The sequence below is a fragment of the Pectinatus cerevisiiphilus genome, from assembly GCF_004341685.1.
In the GTDB taxonomy this organism is placed as follows: Bacteria; Bacillota; Negativicutes; order Selenomonadales; family Selenomonadaceae; genus Pectinatus; species Pectinatus cerevisiiphilus.
The window spans coordinates 1-4,310 of sequence record NZ_SMAA01000034.1 but is presented as its reverse complement, the minus strand read 5'-3'; the positions used below and the strand labels follow the sequence as shown (position 1 = coordinate 4,310).

Below are 4,310 nucleotides of genomic sequence, written 5' to 3'. Positions count from 1 at the left end.
GTGCTATGTAAAATTTTAACACAAAAAGAGGATCGCCTGCTCATTCGAGCAAGAGATCCTCTTTTGTTTTTATAGGGATGTTATTTCACAGCCCCTTACAAAAGTTCATAAGAGTGATAATATAATCATATAAATAAATATCAGCTGATAATGGAGGTAAATTATGAACTATGCTAAGTTTATAGATCATACACTATTAAAAACAGATGCCGTAAAAAAAGATTTAAACAATCTATTAGAAGAAGCAAAATTTTATCATTTTGCTAGTGTGTGTATCAGTCCTATATGGGTATCATATGCATATTCACAGTTAAAGAATACTGATGTTGCTGTTTGCACAGTGATTGGATTTCCACAAGGAGCTACACCAACAACTGTAAAAGTTTTTGAAACAGAACAAGCAATAAAAGACGGTGCTTCTGAAATTGACATGGTAATAGCTGTAGGAAAATTAAAAGACGGTGACAATGAATATGTTAAAAATGATATAAAAGCTGTTGTAACTGCAACAAAAGGAAATGCAATAGTAAAAGTTATTATTGAAACATGTCTATTGACCGATGATGAAAAAGTGCGCGCTTGTAAACTGGCTGTAGAAGCCGGTGCCAATTTCGTAAAAACTTCAACAGGATTTTCTATTAGTGGAGCTAAAGCAACAGATGTTGCATTAATGAAGAAAAGTGTAGAAGGAAAAGCAAAAATAAAAGCTGCTGGTGGAATTCGCACCAAAAAAGACGCGGATGCTATGATAGCTGCTGGTGCAGATAGAATTGGTACTAGTCATGGTGTGGAAATTTTGAAACAACAATAAGATAATATTATATGCTGAGGAAACAATTATTTTCAAAATAATTGTTTTCTCGACTTGTAGTGGAGGAAAATATATGACTGAGAAAAAAACTGGGTTAATACAATACGATGATGGTTACTTAAACAAAACACCAATTTTTCAATTTATATTATTATCATGTCTATTCCCATTATGGGGTGCAGCCGCAAGTTTAAATGACATATTAATCACTCAATTCAAAAGTGTATTTACACTAAGTGATTTTGCAAGTGCATTGGTACAAAGTGCATTTTATGGTGGATATTTTTTAATATCTATACCAGCTTCTATGGTCATCAAAAAAACTAGTTATAAATTTGCTATTTTATGTGGATTGTTATTTTATATTATTGGTTGTGGATTATTTTTCCCTGCATCGAATATGGCTACGTATACCATGTTTTTATTTGCTGTTTTCTCTATTGCTATAGGTCTTGGCTTTTTGGAAACAGCCTCCAATACGTATAGTACTATGATTGGGCCACGTAAATTTTCCACCTTACGTTTGAATATAAGTCAAACTTTCTACCCAATTGGTGCTGCTGCTGGAATTCTATTAGGAAAATATTTAATATTTCAAAATGGTGCTAGTCTAACTGCACAAATGATAGGACTAAATGAAGCAGAATTACATGTTTTCAAATTACAAATGCTACAGCATACGCTACATCCTTATAAAATAATGATATTTATTTTACTTGCAGTATTCCTTTTATTTCTTATCACTAAATATCCTAAATGTAAAGCTGTTGAAAAAACCTCTACCGAAGATAATGTCGGAATCATTCCAACATTAAAATATCTTGTTAAAAACAGTAAATTCAAAAAAGGAATTGCTGCTCAATTTCTTTATGTAGGAATGCAGGTAGCTGTATGGTCATTTACTATAAGATTGGCATTAGTCCTTGACCATAGCATAAATGAACGTATGGCTGCCGATTTCATGGTAATTAGCTATGCATGCTTTTTTGTTGGGAAATTTATAGCTAATTTTTTGATTGCAAAATTTTCTGCTAATAAAATTTTATTAGTATATTCAATAATTGGATGTATATTAATACTTTATGTGTCATTTGTTCCTAGTTTTACGGCAGTTTATGCGGCAGTGGCAATAAGTATATTAATGGGACCTTGTTGGGCTACTATTTATGCAGAAACATTAAATTCAGTAGAAAAAAAATATACCGAAACAGCAGGTGCTGTTCTTGTTATGTCAATAATTGGTGCAGCGTGCATACCAGCTATACAAGGTCTTGTTTCTGATATGACAGGATCAATGCAATTTTCATTTATTGTAAACTTTTTCTGTTTTGCTTATGTAGGATATTATTTTTATAAAAGAATGTCCTGTGAATCTTAATTTAAAAGGAGTGTATAAGGTAAAATGAAAAATAAAATTTTTTTAAAACGTAATTTTTTTACAGAAAAACCACAAGAAATCTTTAAAAACAGTGATTTTTCAGTTGTATTATTTTCATATCAATCTGGAGTTGAAGCCGTAAAAGTAACAAACAGCAGAGGCTATGTGACTGTTCTTCCATATATGGGACAAATAATTTGGGATGCTGAATTTGATGGTGTAAGTCTACGTATGAAGAACATGTTCACTCAACCAAAACCAGCTAAATGTATAATAGATACCTATGGATGCTTTGCTTTCCACTCAGGCCTTTTATCCAATGGATGTCCTTCTCCAAAAGACACGCACCCCATGCATGGAGAGATGTCATGTGCTCCAATTGACGAAGCATGGTTAGAATTTTCTAATGATAGTATTTCAATAACTGGTAAATACGAATATTGTCAGGGATTTGGATATCATTACATTTCACACCCTAGTCTTACTATTAATGCCAATGCTAGTAAAATGGAAATTGGTATGAAAGTCAAGAATTTAACAAGTATAGATATGCCGTTACAATATATGTGCCATATGAATTATGCATATGTAGATAATGCAATTATTTCTTCAAACATACCAGAAAAATCATTTAAACTTCGTGAATCTATTCCAGCTCACGTCAAACCAACTCCAAAGTGGTTAAAATATAATGAAGATATAAAGCAATTACAAAAAACAGGTAAAACATTAACTAAACTAGAACAACCTAATATGTATGACCCAGAAATTGTTTTCATGGCAGATAATCTTACGCAATATGCAAAACATGCTATTTTTGAAATAGATTCTCCCAAAGGATATGGTTTTAAAACAGAATTTGCTACTTCAGAATTTCCTTGCGCTACTAGGTGGCTTTTATATAATGGTGATCAACAAGTAGCCGCCTTTGTTTTACCTGCTACGTGCAGACCTGAAGGCTTTCTAGCTGCAAAAAAAGCAGGTACGCTTGTAATATTAAAACCAGGGGAAGAAAAAAGTTTCTTGGTAACAACTGGGAAAAAATAGTGGGGTGATTTATTTTGAAGATAGCGGTGATTGGTTCTAATATGGTAGACTTAATTTCTTATGTAAAGCGAATGCCAACTAATGGTGAAACCTTAGAAGCCCCTGAATTTTCCATTGGTTGTGGTGGAAAAGGGGCAAACCAAGCTGTAGCTGCAGCAAAGTATGGTAGTAAAGTAATGATGGTCACTAAAGTAGGTGATGACATATTCGCAGATAATACTATAAAAAATTTCAATTATTATAATATAGATACAACTTTTGTTGAACGTGTAAAAAATGTATCTAGTGGAGTTGCACCAATATTTGTCGATCCATCAGGACAAAATAGGATATTAATAATAAAGGGCGCAAATCAATATCTTACCCCTAATGATATTGATAAGGCATCTGAAAATTTAAAAACATGCAAATTTATAATTTTGCAATTAGAAATTAATCTTGATACAGTATATTATGTTATTAAATTTGCCTCTGAAAATGGTATACCCGTATTACTAAATCCTGCTCCAGCTAATGCAATGCTTAATATAGAAAAAATTAACAAATGCGATTTTTTAGTACCTAATGAGACAGAACTTGAAAGTATGACAAAAATGCCAACAATTACTAATAAAGATATAGAAAATGCAGCGATGTCTTTAGTAAAAAAAGGAATAAGAAATGTAATCGTTACTATGGGCTCAAGAGGGTCAATGTGGGTAACCAAGAAAGGTGTCCATACTTTAAAAGCATTTCATGTAAAATCGATAGATTCATCAGGTGCAGGAGATGCCTTTATAGGATGTTTTTCCAGTTGTTATGTAAAAAATAATGATGTTTTAGAAGCTATGCATGAAGCAAGTGCATTTGCTGCATTAAGTGTAATGAAAAAAGGAACACAAAAATCTTATCCCAGTAAAAGTGATATAGATGTTTTTCTAAAAAAATATAAAGAATAATTTATATTAAATGTTGAAGTGAGAGTAAATTTAAATTTCAAAAGCTAATGTCAATAGTAGTTCGCAAAATCTAAGGTAACTCCGAAGCAATTAAGCAACCGATTTTTGTCTTTTTTCTTTGACCTGTTGTAGTGTG

The 4,310-nt window shown here is 32.0% G+C and carries 4 protein-coding genes; all 4 read left to right on the top strand.

All coding sequences use genetic code 11. The features are described 5' to 3' along the window. Positions 1 to 163: 163 nt before the first annotated feature. A complete protein-coding gene (gene deoC, locus EDC37_RS12075; protein WP_132551704.1) occupies positions 164 to 811 on the top strand; it encodes a deoxyribose-phosphate aldolase in 648 nt (215 codons plus the stop codon). Between the two features lie 73 nt (positions 812 to 884). Next, positions 885 to 2,189, top strand: coding sequence for an L-fucose:H+ symporter permease (fucP, locus tag EDC37_RS12070; RefSeq protein ID WP_132551702.1), 1,305 nt, complete (start codon positions 885 to 887; stop codon positions 2,187 to 2,189). A gap of 24 nt (positions 2,190 to 2,213) precedes the next feature. Further along, positions 2,214 to 3,236: an aldose 1-epimerase family protein gene (locus EDC37_RS12065; protein WP_132551700.1), complete on the top strand. Its 1,023-nt coding sequence runs from the start codon at positions 2,214 to 2,216 to the stop codon at positions 3,234 to 3,236. A 14-nt stretch (positions 3,237 to 3,250) separates the two neighbouring features. Continuing rightward, positions 3,251 to 4,174: a ribokinase gene (rbsK, locus tag EDC37_RS12060; protein ID WP_132551698.1), complete on the top strand. Its 924-nt coding sequence runs from the start codon at positions 3,251 to 3,253 to the stop codon at positions 4,172 to 4,174. Positions 4,175 to 4,310 lie beyond the last annotated feature (136 nt).